This is a genomic window from Geodermatophilus sp. URMC 62 (genome assembly GCF_052931475.1).
Genome location: NZ_JBRFHY010000001.1, coordinates 3,897,717 through 3,914,760 on the forward strand (window position 1 = coordinate 3,897,717; position 17,044 = coordinate 3,914,760).

The window sequence follows — 17,044 nt, forward strand, 5'->3', positions numbered from 1 at the left end:
TGACCGCCGCTCACACAGCAGGCGCCCGCCGGGGACCTGCGGGGAGGCTCCTGTTGGTCGACTACACCAAGCGCCCGAGGTCCGCGCCGCAGCCGCCGCAGCCGCCGCCGCCGCAGCCGCCGTCGGGCGACGCCGGCACCGGCACGGTGTCGCTCACCAAGTCGGCGCCGTCGGTCTCGCTGACCAAGACGGCCGGGACGACGGGCGTCCTGAGGGTGAACCTCAACTGGAACTCGAGGCCTGCCGGCGGGGGTGGGGGCGGCGGGTTCCTCAAGCGGCTGGCCGGCGCCGCGTCGTCCGGAGCCATCGACCTCGACCTCGGGTGCCTGTACGAGTACGCCGACGGGTCGAAGGGCGTCATCCAGGCGCTCGGCAACGCCTTCCGCGGGCAGCACGCGCTGGGCGACGGCCGGTCGGTCGCGTGGCTGGACGGCGACGACCGGTCCGGCGCCGCGAGCGGCGGGGAGAACCTGCTCATCGACCTGGCGCACACCCAGCTGATCCGCCGGATCCTCGTGTTCGCGCTGATCTACGAGGGCGTGCCCAACTGGGGACAGGCCGACGCCGTCGTCACGATGTACCCGGCGACCGGGCCGCGGATCGAGGTGCGCCTGGACGAGCACGACCCGCGCGCCCGCATCTGCGCGGTCGCGATGATCGAGAACCGGGGCGGCCAGCTCGTCGTCGAGCGGGAGGTGCGCTACGTGCACGGCGGCCAGGACGTCCTCGACCGCACCTACGGCTGGGGCATGGACTGGGCGCCGGGCCGCAAGTGACCCGGTGAGCGGACGACGGAAGGGGTCCCCGTGGTGGAGCGCCGGCTGCCCCGCTGGTCCGAGCTGAGGGAGCTGGTCCGCCCGCGCGGGCTGACCGGCGACGCCACCGACCGCAGGCTGGCCGGCGCGGCCAGCATCGGCGACCTCCGCGAGATCGCCCGCCGGCGGGTGCCGCGGGCCGTCTTCGACTACACCGACGGCGCGGCCGGGGCGGAGCTGAGCCTGCGCCGCTCCCGCGAGGCCTTCCAGCGGGTCGAGTTCCGCCCCAGCGTGCTGCGCGACGTCTCCGTCGTCGATCCCTCGGCCGTGCTGTTGGGCCGCCCGTCGGCCCTGCCGCTGGCGTTCGCGCCGACCGGGTTCACCCGGCTCATGCACACCGAGGGCGAGACGGCGGTGGGCCGGGTCGCCGAGCGGGTCGGCATCCCGCACGCCCTGTCGACCATGGGGACGACGACGATCGAGGAGCTGGCGGCCGCGGCCCCCGCGGTCCGCCGCTGGTTCCAGCTCTACCTGTGGCGCGACCGCGAGGCCAGTGCCGCGCTCGTCGAGCGGGCCGGCGCGGCCGGGTACGAGGCGCTGGTCCTGACCGTCGACACCCCGGTGGCCGGGCCGCGGCTGCGCGACGTGCGCAACGGCTTCACCATCCCGCCGGCGCTGACCGCGCGGACCGTGGCGAACGCCGCCGTCCACCCCCGCTGGTGGATCGACCTGCTCACCACCGAGCCGCTGCAGTTCGCCTCGCTGCGCTCGTGGGGCGGCACGGTCGCCGAGCTCGCCGACCGCGTGTTCGAGCCGGCCGCGACGCTGGACGACGTCCGTGCGCTCCGGGAGACCTGGGCCGGCGCGCTCGTGGTCAAGGGCGTGCAGACGGCGGAGGACGCGCGGGCGGTCGTGGACGCCGGTGCCGACGCGGTGGTCGTCTCCAACCACGGCGGCCGCCAGCTCGACCGGGCGCCCACGCCCCTGGAGGAGCTGCCCGCGGTGGTGCGGGCGGTGGGCGACCGCGCCGAGGTGTACCTCGACGGCGGCATCCTCGACGGCGCCGACGTGGTGGCCGCCGTCGCCCTCGGCGCCCGCGGCTGCCTGGTGGGCCGGGCCTACCTGTACGGGCTCATGGCCGGCGGCGAGCGCGGGGTGCAGCGGGCCGCCGACATCCTGGCCCGGGAGGTCACCCGGACGCTGCTGCTGCTCGGGGTGACGTCGGTCGCCGAACTGACGCCGGACCGGGTGCGCCTGCGCCCCTGAGCCGACCGGTTGCCGCGCTCACCGGCGCGTTCCTAGGGTGCGGCATGGACGTCGTCGAGGTCACGCCCACGTTCGAGCAGTACGCGTACACCTTCGGCGGTGTCGCACCGCTGATGCGGATCACGCCGGGGACGGCGCTGCGGGTGTGGTCCGAGGACGCGTTCAACGGTGTGCTCCGCTCGACCGCCGACCTCTCGGGCGACAAGGTCGACCTGCGCTTCATCAACCCGCAGACCGGCCCCTTCCACGTCGAGGGCGCCGAGCCGGGGGACACGCTGGCCCTGCACTTCGTCGCGATGGAGCCGGCGCGGGACTGGGGCGCGTCGGCGGCCATCCCGTTCTTCGGCGGGCTGACCAGCACCGCGCTCACCGCGACCCTGCAGGAGGCGCTGCCGGACACCACCTGGATCTACGAGCTCGACCGCGCGGCCAACACGGTGACCTTCGCCGCCCGGCACACCGACCTGGAGATCGCCCTGCCGGTGGAGCCGATGCTTGGCACGGTCGGCGTCGCCCCGATGGGCGGCGAGGTGCGCAGCTCGCTGGTGCCCGAGCGGTTCGGCGGCAACATGGACACCCCGCAGATGCGGCCGGGCACCACCTGCTTCCTCGGCGTCAACGTCGAGGGGGCGCTGTTCTCCGTCGGCGACGGCCACTACCGCCAGGGTGAGGGTGAGGCCTGCGGCACCGCCGTCGAGGGCGCGATGACCACGACCCTCCTGGTGGAGCTGATCAAGGGCGGCGCGCCGCTGTGGCCGCGCCTCGAGGACGACACGCACTGGATGACCGTCGGCTCGAGCCGGCCGCTGGAGGACGCCTGGCGGATCGGCCAGGTCGAGCTCGTGCGGTGGTTCGGCGAGCTCTACGGGCTGCACCCGATGGACGCCTACCAGCTCCTCTCGCAGACCAGCGAGGTGCCGATCGCCAACGTCGTCGATGTCAACTACAGCGCCGTGGTGAAGGCGCGGAAGTCGCTGCTGCCGCGCGCCACCGCATACGGCGGGCTGCACGACGAGCTCCGCCGCCGCGCCGCCACCCTGCTCTGACGCCCACCCGGAGGTACCCGTGGACCTGCAGCTCACCGGCGCCCGCGTGCTCGTCACCGGCGGGACCCGCGGCATCGGCCGCGCCGTCGTCGAGACGTTCGTCGACGAGGGCGCCGTCGTGGAGTTCTGTGCCCGCGACGCCGCCGAGATCGAGGCGACGGAGAAGGCGGTCGCCGACCGCGGGGGCCGGGCGACCGGCACGCGGCTCGACGTGCGGGACGGGCCGGCGCTGACCGGCTGGGTCGAGGCCGCCGCGGGCCGGCTCGGCAGGCTGGACGCCGTGGTGGCCAACGTCAGCGCGCTCGCGGCGGGCGCGGGGGAGGAGAACTGGTACGCCTCCTTCGAGGTCGACCTCATGCACACCGTGCGGCTGGCCACCGCCGCGGTCCCGCACCTGGAGGCCAGTCCGAACGGCTCGATCGTCGCCGTCTCCAGCGTCTCGGGGCGCGAGGCCGACTTCGCCGCCGGCCCGTACGGGACGATGAAGACCGCGATCGTCGGCTACGTCTCCGGCCTGGCGTTCCAGCTGGCCGGGCGCGGGGTGCGCGCCAACGTCGTCTCGCCGGGCAACACGTACTTCGCGGGCGGGTTCTGGCAGGGCATCGAGAACGGGGACCCGGAGCTGTTCGCCGAGTCGCTGGCGCTCAACCCGACCGGCCGCATGGGGACGCCGGAGGAGATGGCCCGCGCCGTCGTCTTCCTGTCCAGCCCGGTGTCGAGCTTCACCACCGGCACCAACCTCGTCGTCGACGGCGCGCTCACCCGCGGCATCCAGCTCTGAGGGTCTGCGGCACCCCGGTCGTCCACCACGTCAGGCCGACGTCGGGCGGCCGAGGACGGAACCGAGCGGGACGGTCGTCCCCGGCGACTGCCGGGCCCACGCGTGCGCCGGCCCGCGCCGCCCAGGACCTCGTCATCGGCGGTCACCAGCGCCGTCCCGACGGGGTGTCCGGCGCCGGCCGTCGTGTCTCTCCCGTGCCTCCTCCACGCCGACGTCCTCGACGAGCACCCCGCACCGGCGGTGGACGAGCGGGGTCGCTGACCGGGTGGTCCACTGGCTGGCCGCTCCCTCGGTGACGGCGTCGGTCACCGGCGGTCGACCCGGTGCTCGACGGACTGCTCCTCGCGGCCCCCCGCACGGCGGGCCGCCCTCTCCACCAGGACCTGCAGCGCGCCCCAGACCTTGGCCAGGTCCTTCGCCACGACGACCACGGGCACGAGGGTGGCGGTGGCCAGAGGTCGTTCCTCGCGGCGGGCCCGGCCGACGGGCACCCACACATAGGCGACGCCTCCGGCAGCGAGCGCGGCGCGCACCCCACGACCGCCGACGGCCCACCCCACGATCCCGACGAGGTAGGCCACGGCCCGCCCGAGGTCCCGCACCAGCGCCTGGCGGTCGGCGGCCTCGGCGTCACCGCGTCCGTAGCGGACGTACATCCGGGCGGTGCCGCGCACCCCCGCCTGGTCCCACACCAGGTCGGCGTCGGTCGTGAGCACGCAGCGCAGCCCGCGCTCGGCGATCGACCGGCTCAGGTCGAGGTCCTCGTGCACGCGGATGTGCTCGGGCCAGCCCCCGACGGCATCGAGGGCCGATCGCGTGACGGCGACGGACCGCCCGGCAGGGCGCGTCGGGTCGAAGCGGCGCCCGAAGAGCACGGACCAGGCGGTGGTCACGGGACCGGCCCGGCGGACCTCCGCGACGTCCGGGTAGCACCCCACGGCGGACGCCGCCTCGAACACCGAGCGCCGGCTCACCCGGTAGGCGCCCGCGACGAGGTCCGGCGCTGGCGTCTCGGCGAACGGCGTCCGCATCCCGTCGAGCCAGCCCTCGGACCAGTGACAGCCGGCGTCGGTGAAGGCGACGTGCGCGTGCCGGGACACCGCCACACCGGCGTTCCGGGCCGCGCCCGCGCCGGCGTTCTGCGCCCGGCGCACCGCGCGGACGCGGGGATCACGCGCCGCCGCCTGCTCCGCCCGCTCGCCGGTGTCGTCGGGGCTGCCGTCGTCGACGACGACGAGCTCGTCGTCCTCACGGAGCTGGGGCAGCAGGGCCTGGACGAGGTCGTCGACAAGGGCTCCCTCCCGGTAGACCGGGACCACGACGCTCATGGCCGGAGCGGTCGCCGGGTCGATGCCCGCCCCCGGTCGCCCGACCACCTCGGCCAGCACTCCCGCCAGTCGGTGGGCGATCTCGCTGGACCGGGGCCCGGTGTCCCCTCCGGAGGCGGCCACCGGGAGACGCAACCGGTCTGCCTCGTCCTCGGCACCCGGCCCCGGTGCGGACGTGAGGACGGCCGCGGCTCGGCGGGCGAGCCCCGCCGGCAGCGCGGGATCGCCGTCGTCCCGGACGACGACCACCCGGTGACCGGTGATCGTCCCCGCGCTGACGGCGACCGCGGCCGCCGTCGCACCGTCGGCGAGCACCACGTCCGGGTCGAGGGAGCGCAGCACCGCCACGAGTCGGCCCGCGTCGGTGAGGACCTGCCCCGGCCCGCCACGCAGCCGGTACACGCTGGGCCGGAGCCGTTCCGTGGCGGTGACCAGCCGGAGGACACGGTCGTCCTCCGGGCCCGGGTGCCTGTCCCGCTGTGCTTGAGCGGCCGGGACGACGAGCACCCGCAGCGGTGCGCCAGGCCGGTGGTCCCCCGGCGCCGTCGGGATTGCTGACGAGGACGCGGATCTCACGCGGGTGAGCTTCCCGACCGCGGCGGTTCTCCGCATGCCGGACCGCTCACCGCCGGGCTCCCGAACCGCGGCCGCGCGGGCGGAGCCGCGAGGTCCGAGGATGGGGCTGTCCGGCCCACGGCACTCCCGCTCGGGACTGCCCATGGCGAGAGCGCGGCGGAGCGGACGGAGGTCCACGAGAGGAGAGGGCATGGGTGACGTGGTGACCCCACGTGTCCTGCACGTGTCGCAGCCGACCACCGAGGGCGTCGCGCGCTGCGTCGTCGACCTGGTTCGGCACCAGGCGGCCCAGGGCTGGGACGTCGCCGTGGCCTGCCCTCCCGAGGGCGACCTGCCGGCGCAGGCGGCGGCAGCGGGAGCCGAGGTCCTGCCCTGGGCGGCGTCGCGTGCACCCGGGCCGACGGTGCCGTCGGAGGCGCTGCGGCTCCGACGACTGGCACGCGAGGCGGAGCCCGACCTCGTCCACCTGCACAGCGCGAAGGCCGGGCTGGCCGGCCGGCTGGCCCTGCGCGGCCGGATCCCCACCGTGTACCAGCCGCACGCCTGGTCCTTCCTGGCCGTCGAGGGCCCGGTGCGCCTGGCCTCGCTGCAGTGGGAGCGCCGCGCGCTCGGCTGGACCGACCGGGTGGTCTGCGTGAGCCGGGCGGAGTGCGAGGCCGGGCTCCGCGCCGGCCTGCGGCTGGAGGACAGGACCGTCGTGGTCCCCAACGGAGTGGACACGGAGCGCTTCACGCCCGGTGACCGTGAGATGGCGCGGACCCGACTGGGCGTCGGGGCCAGCCCCCTCGCGGTGTGCGTCGGCCGGCTGAGCCGCCAGAAGGGCCAGGACGTGCTGCTCGAGGCGTGGCCGGCTGTCCGGGAGGCCGTTCCCGGCGTCATGCTCGCCCTCGTCGGCGACGGCCCCTACCGAGAGGAGCTTGCGGCCCGGGCCCCGGAAGGGGTCCTGTTCGTGGGGCGAGCCGACCCGCTGGACTGGTACCTGGCGGCCGACGTGGTCGTCCTGCCGTCCCGGTGGGAGGGGATGGCGCTCGTCCCGCTCGAGGCGGCCGCCTGCGGACGGAGCGTCGTGGTCACCGACGTCGCCGGGGCGCGCGAAGCCGTGCCCGACGAGGCGGGATCGGCGATCGTCCCACCGGAGGACGTGACCGCCCTCGCAACCGCGCTCGTCCCCCGGCTGGGGAACCGGGAGGCGGCCGACCGCGAAGGGCAACAGGCGCGCCGCCACGTGCTGCGGCACCACGACGTCCGTCGCAGCACCGATTCGGTCCTCGGCGTGTACCGGGACGTCCTCGCTGCGCGCGCCCGTGGAGGAGCATCGCGGACCGGCCGCCATGGCTTCGCCGACTGACGACCGGTCCCTCGCGCCCGCCCACCCGCTCCGACGACGGGCTCGCCGCGTCCTCGTCGCAGCTGCCGCGGTCGTCCTCGCCGGCGTCCTCGTCCTCCGCCTGGGCGACGGCGCGGAGACACCCGGGGAGGCGCCGGGGCGGGTGTTGGAGACGGGGGTGGAGGTCTTCTCGTTGTGGCGGGACTGGCCGGTGAACGAGGCGATGCTGGATCGGGTGGCCGGGTCGGGGTCGGGATGGGTGCGGGTGGGGGTGGGGTGGTGCTCGTTGGAGGAGGGCGGCCCGGGGGTGGTGTCGTCGTGGTATCTGCAGCGGTTGGACGCGACGGTGGCGGCGGCGCGGGCGCGGGGGTTGCAGGTGTTGGCCACGCTGGGCTGTACGCCGCGGTGGTTGAGCGGGTCGGAGAGCTTGACGGTGTTGCCGGCGCCGGAGCAGGTGGGGGAGTTCCAGCGGGTGGCGGCGTGGCTGGCGGGGCGGTACGCGGGGCGGGTGGCGGCGTGGGAGATCTGGAACGAGCCGGACTGTTCGGCCGGGACCGGGTGTGGGCAGGTCGATCCGGGGGCCTATGTGCCGGTGTTGCGGGCGGGGTTCGCCGGGGTGCGGGCGGGGGATCCGGGTGCAGTGGTGGTCTCGGGAGGGACCAGTGGGGTGGCCAGCGACTGGATCGCGGGGCTGTACGCGGCCGGGGGTGGGCAGTGGTTGGACGCGGTCGGGGTGCATCCGTATCAGGGGCCGGTGTCCGAGCCGCCGGAGGCGCCGGCGGCTGAGCACCCGTACCGGATCGCGAACGTGGCGCGGTTGCGGGAGGTGATGGTTGCGGCCGGGGATGCCGACACGCCGGTGTGGTTCACCGAGTTCGGGTGGAGCACGGGGGCGGGGGAGGGCTGGTATGCCGGGGTGGACGAGGCGACCCAGGCCGACTACCTGGGTCGGGCGGTGGCGATGGTGCAGCAGCAGTACCCGTACGTGACGCACGCGTTCGTGTTCACCATCCGTGATCGGGATGACTGGAACGAATATGAGAACAACTTCGGGCTGGTGCGGCTGGATGGCAGTCCCAAGCCGGCGTGGGACGCCCTGCGCACCGCCAACGGCCGACTCGCGGAGCAGCGCGCTGGGGCGCCAGGACCATCCGGCGACGCAGGACCATGACCACGGGTCCACGAACGGCTTCTGTCGATCCTGGCGTTCCCCGGCCGTGTCCCCGCGTTTGCGGCGGCGAGCGCGTCTGGGGATCGTGTTTCCCGTGACGTCCGGATTCGGGGCCGGCGGTGGCATCGGGACGGCGTCGCGGGCCCGCCGACCGATCGGGAACGGTGCATGACCGAGTCGAACCCCCGTACCGCTGTGTTCGTCCTGCCCGCGCTCCAGTTGGGGGGAGCCGAGCGGCACGTCGTGCTGCTGGCGCAGCACCTGGACCCGCGGCGCTGGCGTTCGCGCGTGGTGACCTTCCGCGACGGACCCTACGGCGACGAGCTGAGGAGCTCCGGCATCCCGGTCGACCTGGTCCCCGAGCCCGCCGGGGCCGGCGGGGTGCTGCGGACGGCGGCCGCGATACGAGGGCACCTCCACCGTCACCGGCCGGCCGTGGTCAGTGCGCAGCACTTCGCTGCGGACCTGCCCGTGCGCATGGCGCTCCTCCAGCACCGCGCGATGGCCGGTGGACGGGTGCCCTACGTCGTGTGGAAGCACACCTACGGGCACATCGGGCACCGAGGAGCCCGGGAGCGGGCCCTCGAGAAGGCGCTCGGCGGGTTGGTCAACGGCTATGCCGCCGTCTGCTACACGCAGGTGACCTACCTGCGAGACCAGCTCGAGCTCCCCACAGGGAAGATGGAGGTCGTGCAGAACAGCCTCCCGGCGACCACGCCCGGGGACGGGCGAGCGGCCCTGCGGGCGGCTCTGCCCGCGGAGCCCCCGGGCCCGGTGGCCGTCGTGGTGGGCGCCCTGCGCGCGGACAAGGGCCACCGCGACCTCCTGGAGGCGTGGCGTGACGTCGCACGTCACGTGCCTGAGGCGTCCCTCGTCATCGTCGGCGACGGCCCCGAGCGCGCCGAGCTGGAGGCTCTCACGCGGGAGGCCGGGCTCGACCAGGTGCACTTCCTCGGGGCCCGGGTGGACGCCCCGCTCCTGGCGGCCGGTGCCGACGTCTTCGTGCTCGCCTCCTACAACATCGAGTGCTTCCCCTACGCGGTGCTCGAGGCCATGGCCGGCGGTGTCCCGGTGGTGGCCACGGCCACCGGCGGTCTCGCGGAGATGGTGGACCACGGCGTGACCGGGCTCCTGGTGCCGCCGCGGGCGCCGCGGGCGCTCGGCCGGGCGCTGGTCGAGGTCCTCGGGTCGCCCTCACGCGCCTCCGAGCTGGGCGCCGGCGGACGACGCCGTCTGGTCGAGGCGTTCCCGTTCGACCGGTGGGTGTCCGAGGTCAACGAGATCTACGACGCCTGGTCGGTCCCGCCCGGACGGCGGACGTGACGTCCGGCGGTCTCGGGAACTCCCGCAACTCCGGGGGCCGACACGCGCTCGACGAGCGTGGGGGCGTGGCCCGGCTGTGGCGGCTCCTCGGGCTACCGCTGTTCGCGGCCGTACTGGGTGCTGCTGCGGGCGTCGCCGTGAGCCTGTCCGGTGGCCCGCAGTGGGAGGCGCAGTCGACGGTGGTGTACACCCCGCCCTCCCAGGACCCGGTGGTCTTCCCCGGGGCCAACCCCGCATCGGCCGACCGGGAGCTCGCCGACGCCGCAGCGCTGGCCGCGTCCGAGTCCGTCCTCGCCCCGGCGGTGAGCCGGCTGGGCACCGGTGAGGGCTGGACGGACCTCCAGGAGGTGGTCACCGTGACGCCGAGCCCCGGCTCCGGCGTCATCACGGTCTCCGTCACGGGGTCCGAGGCCGAGAACACCGCCGCCCGACTCGACGCCGTCGTCAGCTCCTTCGCCGAGGTCACGCGGCAGCAGGCGGTCGACGCGGCCAACGCGGCCGCGGCCGCCGCTGCTGCGGACCCCACGGCGGGCTCCGACGGAGGAGCCGCCGAGGACCTCCGCGCCCGGGCGGAGGTCCTCGCCCGCACCGCGGACCCGGTCCGGGTCCTGAGCACCACCCCGCCCAGCCAGACCGGACCGGCGGTGCCCCGCGACGCGGCGACGGGCGGGGTCCTGGGCCTCCTCCTCGCCGCCGCGTTCCTCGCCGTGCGTTCCGCCCGGCCGTCTCGCGTCTCCTCCGCACGGGACGCCGGCGAGATGTTCGGGCTCCCCGCCGGCGTGATCCGTGCCGGACAGGTCGTACCCGGGTCCGAGCGGCTCGTCGAGGACCTGCAGCGGCTGGGCGGACCCGGCATCGGGCACCGAGTGGTGGTCGTGCCCGCCGGCGCGGCCTCGGTGGCGGCCGCACAGGAGGTGGCAGCGGTGCTCCGGGACACCATCCCCGCGCACCGCCCGGCTGACGAGCACGTCCCGGTGACGGACGGCGGCACCCTCGTGGACGTCGGGCCCGCCGAGAACCGGGTGCGGGTCACGGCTGACCCGACGACGACCGTCGTGGCACCGGCCCTGCGGGAGGCCACCGCGATCGTGCTGGCGGTGGAGCGAGGGGCCCCGCTGCGCGAGGTCCGGACCGTGCAACGACTCAGCCGGCAGTGGGAGCGCCCGCCGGACGCCGTCCTCATGATGGGATGACCGTGCGCGGCAGGTCCGGCACCGCCGCGGCACGTGCTCCGGGCGGCGGCTGATGCTCGTCGTCCTCGGGCTGGGGATCGCGCTCGCCGCGTCCTGGCTCCTGGTGCGCCGTCCCTGGCTGGCGCCCTGGGCCGTCGTCTTCCTCTTCGGGACGACGGCGGAACTGCGCCTCCGGATCTCGGACTCCTTCGGTGTCGCCAAGGACGCCCTCGTCGTCCTGCTCCTGGGCGTGACCGTGCTCGCGGTCCTCCAGGGGCGCACCTCCCTGGCGGCCCGGCTGCCGCCGCTCTCCGTTGGCTTCCCCCTGACCGTGCTCGTCGGCCTGTACCTGCTCGACCTCGGGGGGGACCACGGTGGCGGCTGGGTGTTCGGCACCCGTCTGCTCCTCGAGCCCCTGCTCCTGCTGTTCACCGGTCTGGTGACGCCTCGGCCGGAGGCCGCGCTGCGGCACCTCGTCCACGCGATGACCGCGTTCCTGGCAGCCGAGGCGGTCCTGGCGTGGATCCAGCAGGCGGTCGGCCCGGACGCGCTGGTCTACCAGTGGGGCTACGCCTTCGGCTCCCAGGTGCGGCTCAGCTCGGGCGGCACCCTGCGCAGCCCCGGGTCCTTCGAGGAGTCCTTCTCCCTCGCCGCGTTCGCCGTCCTCGGGGCCTGCCTGGCCCTCACCGTCGCGTCCCGACGTCAGGCGGTCGTCCTCTGGATCTCGGTCGCCGCCGTCCTCGGTGCCACCCAGGTCCGCACCGCCGTCCTCCAGCTCGCCGTCCTCGCGATCGTGGTGCTGCTGCGCCAGGGGAAGACCCGCGCGGCCGCGGTCGGCGTCGTCGGGGCCGCGGCCGGGGCCGTCCTCGCGGCCGGGGTCTACCTCGTCTCCGCCACCGTCCCGGGAGGACCGGTCCGACCGCTGCTGTTCACCCTCAACGGGCGCTTCGACGCGTGGGGGGTCGCCTACCAGGGGATCTCCTCCCTCGTGCGGGGCAACGGGGTGGGAGCGCTGGGCGCCGGATCGACGCGGGCCGAGGCCGGGCTCGTCTCCGCGGCGCCGGCCTACGACCCGAACCGGGAGAGCGCCGCGCTCTTCGCCGGCGATCCGTCCTTCCTCGACTCGTCCTGGGCGCAGGTCCTGTCCGACGTGGGTCTCGTGGGGGTGGTCGCCCTGCTGGCCGTCGTGGTCGCGTACGCCGGCTGGCTGAGCGAGCCGGCGCGGCGGGACGACGGCGCCGCGTGGCTGGGCCTGGCCGTGCTCGCGGTGTCGGTCGTCGACTGGATCTCGAGGACCACGCTGGGGAGCTACCCCACCGGCTTCATGACCTTCTACCTGCTCGGCCTCGCGACCGGTGCCGCCCTCACCGTCGGCCAGGACCGGGTACGGCTGCCGTCGAAGGAGGCGCGCACGTGACAGCACTCGAGCCCGACGAGGTCCTGTCCCGGGGCAGGCTCGTGCGCGTCGGGGTCGCCGCGGCGCTGATCTCGCGGATCTTCGGGCGCCTCGTCGGCGTGATCCTGGTGGTCGTGCTGGCCCGGGTGGCCGATCCGGTCACCGTCGCGCTGTACGGCTTCCTGCTCGGCACCGTGACGCTGATGGCCAGCCTCACCGACCTCGGGGTGGCCAGCCTCGCCGGGAGGGACGTCGCGGCGAGGGTCGCCACGGCTCCCGCAGCGCTGCGCTCGGCGCTCGGCCCCCAGGCGCTGTCGACGGTCGTGGCCGTGGTCTTGACCTGTCTGGTGGCCGTCCTGGCCGGTCCGGCGGACGTGGACGCCTCCGTGCTCGTCCCGTGCTCGGTCTTCGTGGTCGCCAACTCGGTGTTCAACCTCTGGGCCGAGGTGCTGCGGGGCGACGGCAAGGTCGTCCTCGAGGGCGCCCTGCAGGGGATCAGCGCGCTGCTCCTCGTCACGGCCGGTTCCCTGGCCGTCCTGGCCGGCGCGGGGATCGTCCCCCTGCTGTGGATCGTCGCGGGCAAGGAGCTCGCCGTCCTCGCGATCGCGGCCCTCTGGTTGCGCCCCGGCGCTGGGACGGATGCCGGGCTCACCTTCGGATCCCTGCTGCGGCGCAGCGCGTGGCTCGCGGTGGCGGGGACCGCCCTGGTGCTGCTCTGGCGCCAGGGGACCCTCCTGGTGAGCAGCATGGCCTCCACACGCGCCCTGGCCGACTACGTCGTGGCGACGCGCTTGCTGGACGCCGCCGTCACGCTCGCGCACACGCTCGGCATCGGCCTGTTCCCGGGGATCGCGGCCCTCGCGGCGGACGCGCCTGGAGCGGCCCGCGCCCACGTCCGGCGCTACCTGGTCGCGGTCCTGGGGCTCTGCGTCCCGCTGGCCGTCCTGGGTGTGCTCCTCGCCGACCCCGTCACCACGCTCGTCTTCGGCAGCCAGTGGGAGTCCGCCGTCCCGGCCGTGCGGGTGCTGGCGGCGACCACACCGCTCATCCTGCTCGGCTACCTGCTGTGGTTCGCCCTCCTGGCCGAGAACCAGGAGCGGTGGCTCTGCGCCGGTGCCCTGGCGGCAGCGGCGACGTCCGTGGGCGTGACCGCCGCGCTGCTCGTCGTCGATCCCGGCGCGGCGGCCGGTGCATGGGGGACCGGTGCCGGCGCCCTGGTGCTCGCCGTCGTGCTCGCCATCCGCTTCGTGACCACCCGTGACTCCCGGCGTGCACCGGTCGCGACGACCGTGACCGGGGACGAGCCCTGACGACCGCCCGCAGGGTCGTCCGCACGGTGTGCGACCGTCCGCCAGGAACCGTACGATCGACGGGCACTGAGGTCCCGGGCGCGACCGGCGTGCAAGAGCGCACACAGGCGCCGGGCCGGTCTGCCGAGGAGAGGCAGTGGCTGAACACATGGGGGAGAACCCCGCACGCGACGTGGGGCTGTTGAGCCAGGTCAACGACCCAGTGACGGCGCATCCCGAGGAGAGGGCGCGGCCCGACACCGGTCCGCCGCCGAGACCGGCCGCCCGGCGGCTGGAACTCGAACAGCCCTGGCGCAATCCGGAACCCTGGTGGTTGCGTGGCGGCGTCCGTCCCTACCTCCTGCTGGGCGACGTGATCGCTTTCGTGGTGGCCACGGCCATCACTGCACCGGCCAACCCGATCCATGTGATCGTCCTGCTGGTCTACGTGCTGGTCTTCTACGTCGTCGGGCTCTACCGGTCGCGGCTGAACCTCTCGCTGCTCGACGACCTGCCCTACATCCTCGGGGCCTCCGTGGTCGGCTTCGCGCTCAAGCTGGCGTTCATCGCCCTGCTGCCGCACGTCGACCCACCACCGCGGCAGGTGCTCCACGCGCTGGTGCTGCTGGTGGCCGTGCTCGTGGTGCGGTGGATCGCGTACACGGTGGTCCGCAGGGCCCGGTGCCGCGGCAAGGTCCGGCACCGCACGCTGATCGTCGGCGCAGGGGCGGTGGGCGTCCGCCTCGCCAACACGCTGAAGGAGCGGAGGACGTACGGACTCGACCCGGTCGGGTTCGTCGACTCCGACCCGCCGGCCGACGATCCTCCGCTGCTGCCCGCCCCCGTGCTGGGCCGGTACGAGGAGCTGGGACAGGTCATCCGCCGGCACGAGATCCGCGACGTCATCGTGGCCTTCGGCGGGGCGGACGAGGACGAGCTCGTCGACATCCTGCGCACCTGCGACCGGCTCGACGTCGAGGTGTTCCTGGTCCCGCGGCTCTTCGAGCTGCACAACGCCAACCGCTACACCGACGAGGTGTGGGGGATCCCCCTCGTCCGCGTACGGCGTGCCGTCTTCCGCAGCCCCTGGTGGAAGGTGAAGCGACTCGTCGACGTGGTGGTGTCGGGGCTGGCGCTCCTGGCCCTGTCGCCGGTGCTCGCAGTGGTCGCCCTGGCCGTCCGGTGGGAGGGCGGACCGAACATCCTCTTCCGGCAGCACCGGGTGGGCATCGACGGTCGTCCGTTCGAGGTGCTGAAGTTCAGGTCGCTCAAGCCGGTGGACGAGGCCGAGTCCCAGACCAACTGGAACATCAAGCACGACGACCGGTTGGGTCCCGTCGGCCGGTTCATCCGCGCCAGCTCGCTCGACGAGCTACCCCAGCTGTGGAACATCCTCCGAGGCGACATGAGCCTGGTCGGCCCCCGCCCGGAGCGTCCGCACTTCGTCGAGCAGTTCTCCGACTACATCCCCCGATACACCGCCCGCCACCGGGTCCCGGCCGGGCTGACCGGCTGGTCGCAGGCGCACGGTCTGCGCGGCGACACCTCCATCGAGGAGCGGGCGCGGTTCGACAACTACTACATCGAGAACTGGTCTCCCTGGCTCGACATGAAGATCATCGTCAAGACGGTGGGACAGGTCGTCCGACGCCAGGGCGGCTGACGACGGCCACTCCCTACTGCGTTGACAGGCCAATGCTCGATGGCGACGCTCCTCCAGCCCTGACGCGGACGAGGTCGACGCTCACGATCACTCACGGAGAGCACCACAGCTCTTGCGGTCGCTGCATTCGTACCCCCGAGACCCGGGAAGGGCGGCCTGCCCGGCCGCGCGTGGTCGCGTGATCGGCCAGTCTGCGACCGGCGTAGCGGCGCCGCCGGGTGACCGTGGTCGAGTCGGTGCAGCTCATCTCTCCGCGGCGGATCTGCCGACCCGACATCCTCGTCGGCGGGCAGCCGCACAACCCGGACTCGTTCGATCGTCCCGACCAGCGCAACCCGCCGGGCAACCGCCGTTGGCTCCCCGTGGGATCCCACTGAGCTGGTCCATGGCCCGTACCCGAGCCGCCGTTGCGTCACCCGTGGGTTCCGAAGGCGGTCGGTCAGGCGAGGATCCAATTCCGCATCTGGTCGTGGAACGGTTTCGGGGTGCCGTCGGCGCGGGTGAGCCCGAAGTGATCCTCCCGCTCGGCGCCGCCGTAGAAGGTGCGGTCGCGCATGGTGTACAGAAACAGCACGCTGTTCGGCTCTCTTCCGAACCACAGGTCGCGACCGCCGACGAGCGACCGGGCGTGCTGGTCCTCGGTCAGGGAGTTGTCCCCCGACGAGGGGGCGCCGAACTCGGATCCCCACAACGGTGTGGCGCTGTCCCCGTTCTGGTTCATCACGTCCCGGATGTGAGCCGCGTAGTACAGCTCTCCGGAGTCCCAGGCGCCCTGCCTTGACCAATACGGGTCCTGATAGGGGTGTGTGTTGGCAATGTCGAAGTACGGCTTGCAGCCCCGGGCGTACAGGTCGCGGTACCAGGTGACGGTGTCGATGGTGGACCCCCAACCAACACCTCCGGCCAGCACCCGAGCGCCAGGATCACCCGCCTTGATCCTCGGATACGCCGCCTTGAGCAACTTGGCGTAGCTGTCGGTGCTGGGACTCGACCAGAACTGGGGGAGGTTGGGTTCGTTCCACACCTCGTAGTGCACGACCCGACCCCGGTAGCGGGTGGCCACACGGTTGCAGAACGCGGCGAACCCGTCGCGCTGGTTCTGGGTGGTGGGCCCGTGGGTCTCTGGCGTCTCCGCGGGGCGCGCCCAGGTCGGGATGGTGCCGAGGACCAAGAGCGGACGGAGGTGGCGGGCAGCGCAGGCATCGACCAGGCCGTCCAGCTCGGCCCACGACCAGGTGCCGCGAGTGCCCTCGATCCACGCCCAGTTGGCGTCGGTGCGCAACCAGTTCGCGCCCAGGTGGACGGCCTCGTCCAGACGCGCATCACGCCACGCGGCGCCGCGATACATGAGATCGGCGGCACCGATGGAGACCCCGATCCGGGACGCGCGGGTCGTGGTGCTGACGGTCACGCCCGTGTGGGTCGCCCGGGCGACGCGGGTGCTGGTGCCGGCCGCGAGCGCGGCGGCTGCTGCCGCGGCGCCGGTGAGGAAACGGCGGCGGGTCATCGTGGACATGGGGTCTTGACCGTTCCCTTCCGTGGATGCGGGGCGCTGATGTGGTCGGTGAGACGCGCAGGGCGGACCGGCTCGCGGAGGTGGCCGCGGTGAGTGATGGCGCAGGGCGTCTCACGGGTCCTGTGATCGGGGGACTCGGACTCATCCGTGGCTCATCACACAAGCACTACGGAGTGCGAGAGGACCGGTTCATGGTCGGCGAGGTCGGCTCCGTCTCCTCTCATGTTCGCCTACGGACCAGGCGACCTCCGAGAACTCGCCGGCCGGGCGAGTCGGCGTGTCGGTACTGTGTGCAGTAGGCGAGGTCTCCGGTGGAGGCATCCGCGGCGGCCGGTTGACGAACGCGCACCTGGCCCGTGAAGCCCGGCGCAAGCCCCTGGTCACGGTCCTCACCGGCGGCCAGGCCGCGGACGGTCCCAGTTCACCACCGTGCTG

General features: G+C 74.1%; 14 protein-coding genes. 12 read left to right on the plus strand and 2 right to left on the minus strand.

Going from position 1 to position 17,044, the window contains the following annotated elements; all coding sequences use genetic code 11:
* Positions 1–53 precede the first annotated feature (53 nt).
* From ACU616_RS18920 to ACU616_RS18935, 4 genes are read left to right on the plus strand one after another with little or no spacing between them, the layout of a single operon-like run.
* On the plus strand, positions 54–776 hold the full coding sequence (locus ACU616_RS18920) for a TerD family protein (protein ID WP_446759959.1): 723 nt from the start codon (positions 54–56) through the stop codon (positions 774–776).
* A gap of 30 nt (positions 777–806) precedes the next feature.
* Positions 807–2,021: an alpha-hydroxy acid oxidase gene (locus ACU616_RS18925; RefSeq protein WP_446759960.1), complete on the plus strand. Its 1,215-nt coding sequence runs from the start codon at positions 807–809 to the stop codon at positions 2,019–2,021.
* Positions 2,022–2,065: 44 nt separating this feature from the next.
* Positions 2,066–3,067 carry an acetamidase/formamidase family protein gene (locus ACU616_RS18930; protein ID WP_446759961.1) on the plus strand — a complete coding sequence of 334 codons (1,002 nt, stop codon included), beginning with the start codon at positions 2,066–2,068 and terminating at the stop codon, positions 3,065–3,067.
* Between the two features lie 19 nt (positions 3,068–3,086).
* Positions 3,087–3,848, plus strand: coding sequence for an SDR family NAD(P)-dependent oxidoreductase (locus ACU616_RS18935; protein ID WP_446759962.1), 762 nt, complete (start codon positions 3,087–3,089; stop codon positions 3,846–3,848).
* A 305-nt stretch (positions 3,849–4,153) separates the two neighbouring features.
* Here ACU616_RS18935 and ACU616_RS18940 read toward each other — a convergent pair whose 3' ends face one another.
* Positions 4,154–5,578, minus strand: a complete 1,425-nt coding sequence (locus ACU616_RS18940; RefSeq protein ID WP_446759963.1) for a glycosyltransferase — start codon at positions 5,576–5,578, stop codon at positions 4,154–4,156.
* Between the two features lie 364 nt (positions 5,579–5,942).
* On the opposite strand from ACU616_RS18940, the gene ACU616_RS18945 reads away from it, so the two are divergent.
* From ACU616_RS18945 to ACU616_RS18980, 8 genes are all read left to right on the plus strand, one after another.
* Complete coding sequence (locus tag ACU616_RS18945; protein WP_446759964.1) at positions 5,943–7,100, plus strand: glycosyltransferase; 1,158 nt, start codon at positions 5,943–5,945, stop codon at positions 7,098–7,100.
* A 157-nt stretch (positions 7,101–7,257) separates the two neighbouring features.
* Positions 7,258–8,250 (plus strand): cellulase family glycosylhydrolase, encoded by a 993-nt coding sequence (locus tag ACU616_RS18950; RefSeq protein WP_446759965.1) that lies wholly within the window; start codon positions 7,258–7,260, stop codon positions 8,248–8,250.
* A 168-nt stretch (positions 8,251–8,418) separates the two neighbouring features.
* Complete coding sequence (locus ACU616_RS18955; RefSeq protein WP_446759966.1) at positions 8,419–9,573, plus strand: glycosyltransferase family 4 protein; 1,155 nt, start codon at positions 8,419–8,421, stop codon at positions 9,571–9,573.
* 65 nt (positions 9,574–9,638) lie between these two features.
* Positions 9,639–10,766: a hypothetical protein gene (locus tag ACU616_RS18960; protein ID WP_446759967.1), complete on the plus strand. Its 1,128-nt coding sequence runs from the start codon at positions 9,639–9,641 to the stop codon at positions 10,764–10,766.
* A gap of 52 nt (positions 10,767–10,818) precedes the next feature.
* Positions 10,819–12,162: a hypothetical protein gene (locus tag ACU616_RS18965; protein WP_446759968.1), complete on the plus strand. Its 1,344-nt coding sequence runs from the start codon at positions 10,819–10,821 to the stop codon at positions 12,160–12,162.
* On the plus strand, positions 12,159–13,451 hold the full coding sequence (locus tag ACU616_RS18970; protein ID WP_446759969.1) for an oligosaccharide flippase family protein: 1,293 nt from the start codon (positions 12,159–12,161) through the stop codon (positions 13,449–13,451). Before ACU616_RS18965 ends, ACU616_RS18970 begins: the two co-directional genes overlap by 4 nt.
* A 136-nt stretch (positions 13,452–13,587) precedes the next feature.
* Positions 13,588–15,093: a sugar transferase gene (locus tag ACU616_RS18975; RefSeq protein ID WP_446759970.1), complete on the plus strand. Its 1,506-nt coding sequence runs from the start codon at positions 13,588–13,590 to the stop codon at positions 15,091–15,093.
* Between the two features lie 218 nt (positions 15,094–15,311).
* Entirely contained in the window at positions 15,312–15,470 is a 159-nt protein-coding gene (locus ACU616_RS18980) for a hypothetical protein (RefSeq protein ID WP_446759971.1), read from the plus strand.
* A gap of 62 nt (positions 15,471–15,532) precedes the next feature.
* Here the strand turns inward: ACU616_RS18980 and ACU616_RS18985 are convergent, their stop codons facing one another.
* On the minus strand, positions 15,533–16,609 hold the full coding sequence (locus ACU616_RS18985; protein ID WP_446759972.1) for a cellulase family glycosylhydrolase: 1,077 nt from the start codon (positions 16,607–16,609) through the stop codon (positions 15,533–15,535).
* Positions 16,610–17,044: the final 435 nt, after the last annotated feature.

What these genes read in the sequence shown, in the direction of transcription:
- ACU616_RS18945 (WP_446759964.1), top strand. Translation starts at nt 5,943, where the DNA reads ATGGGTGACGTGGTGACCCCACGTGTCCTGCACGTGTCGCAGCCGACC.
- ACU616_RS18955 (WP_446759966.1), top strand. Translation starts at nt 8,419, where the DNA reads ATGACCGAGTCGAACCCCCGTACCGCTGTGTTCGTCCTGCCCGCGCTC.
- ACU616_RS18965 (WP_446759968.1), top strand. Translation starts at nt 10,819, where the DNA reads ATGCTCGTCGTCCTCGGGCTGGGGATCGCGCTCGCCGCGTCCTGGCTC.
- ACU616_RS18930 (WP_446759961.1), top strand. Translation starts at nt 2,066, where the DNA reads ATGGACGTCGTCGAGGTCACGCCCACGTTCGAGCAGTACGCGTACACC.
- ACU616_RS18985 (WP_446759972.1), bottom strand. Translation starts at nt 16,609, where the DNA reads ATGTCCACGATGACCCGCCGCCGTTTCCTCACCGGCGCCGCGGCAGCA.